The sequence below is a fragment of the Hymenobacter agri genome (assembly GCF_054778495.1).
Genome location: NZ_BAAGZM010000929.1, coordinates 1 through 1,200 on the forward strand (window position 1 = coordinate 1; position 1,200 = coordinate 1,200).

At 65.6% G+C, this 1,200-nt stretch carries 2 protein-coding genes; both read right to left on the bottom strand.

Annotated features, from left to right (window positions below):
- Positions 1-831: alpha/beta hydrolase fold domain-containing protein (locus ACYVDE_RS23450; protein ID WP_460503943.1), on the bottom strand; the 831-nt coding region annotated here is incomplete at its 3' end.
- A gap of 97 nt (positions 832-928) precedes the next feature.
- On the bottom strand, positions 929-1,200 hold a 272-nt coding region (locus ACYVDE_RS23455), incomplete at its 5' end, for a T9SS type A sorting domain-containing protein (RefSeq protein WP_460503944.1).

Here is a 1,200-nt window from a genome sequence, read left to right on the forward strand (position 1 = left end):
GGCGCGCGGGTTCAGCCGGCCGCTGCCGAACACGTACTTGGGCGGCAGCAGCGAGCCCACCCGGCCCTGGAAGTAGGGCACGGTGGCATCGGCCGTGCCGTGCACGCTCAGCAGCGGCGCATTACCGGCCTCGATGATACTGGGGTTTTCAGTAGCGCCACTCAGGTTGAGCACGGCCAGCACGGCGCTGCTGTAGCCGGGGTTGCCACTGCTGCCCTCGATGCCGCCCAGGCTGGTCAGGCCCACGTAGGCGGGCACTTCGCTGGCTTTGTCGAGGTAGCCGATTTCCAGGGCCATAAAAGCGCCGGCCGATGAGCCGCCCACGGCAATGTAGCCGGGGTTGATTCTGTACGTGTTGGTCGTGGCCGCGTCTTTACGGAAGAAGCGCACGGCCGCCCGCAAATCCTGCATGCCGCGAATGGCGGCCTGCGCCACGCCCACAGTGTCGGCCGCGGGCGGCGGGAAACCGGTGATGGGAAAGCCCAGTCGGTACTCGATGCTGGCCGTGACGTAGCCCAGTCGGGCCATGCGCGTGCAGATGTTTACCATGTAGGCATCCTTGCGCGTACCGGTAAGAAAGCCGCCCTGGTGGGCAAAAATGATGACCGGCCGGCGCGGCAGCACGTCGCCGGTGGGCTGGTAAATGTCCATCAGCAGCGTGGCCGCCGAGCCGTCGTAGTTGGTGGCTGCGCCGTAGGGCACGTCGGCCGTCGTGGTCACACTGGCGAAGATGGGCCGATAGTAGCGCCCGCTGGTGGTATCAATCTGGGCCCGCGCGGCCGGTCCGAAGCCCAGCAGCAGGATGAGCAGCAGCAGTAAGTTGTTTTTCATGTTGGTTGAAGAAGTCAATGAAGAGTAATGAGATGATTTTGCTTTTGCCGTTCGGGCACTGAAGGAAAGGGCGGGAACAAGCCCCGCCCTTTCGAAACTACTGCACTACTAGGCGTCGAACCACAGCTGTACCGCCTACCGTCAGCTGGAGTTGGTACACGCCCGGGGCCAGGCCGCGCACGTCGAAGTCAGTGGTGAGCGGCTGGTTGGCCGGGGCCGCCAGCTGGCGCTGCTGTACCACCTGGCCCAGCGTATTGCTGAGGCGGGCCGTAACTACCGCCGCCCCCGTGGCCGGCAATACCAGCCGGAAGCTGCCCACCGCCGGGTTGGGGTACAGCTGCACCTGCTCGGCCAGCTGCGCGGCGGCCG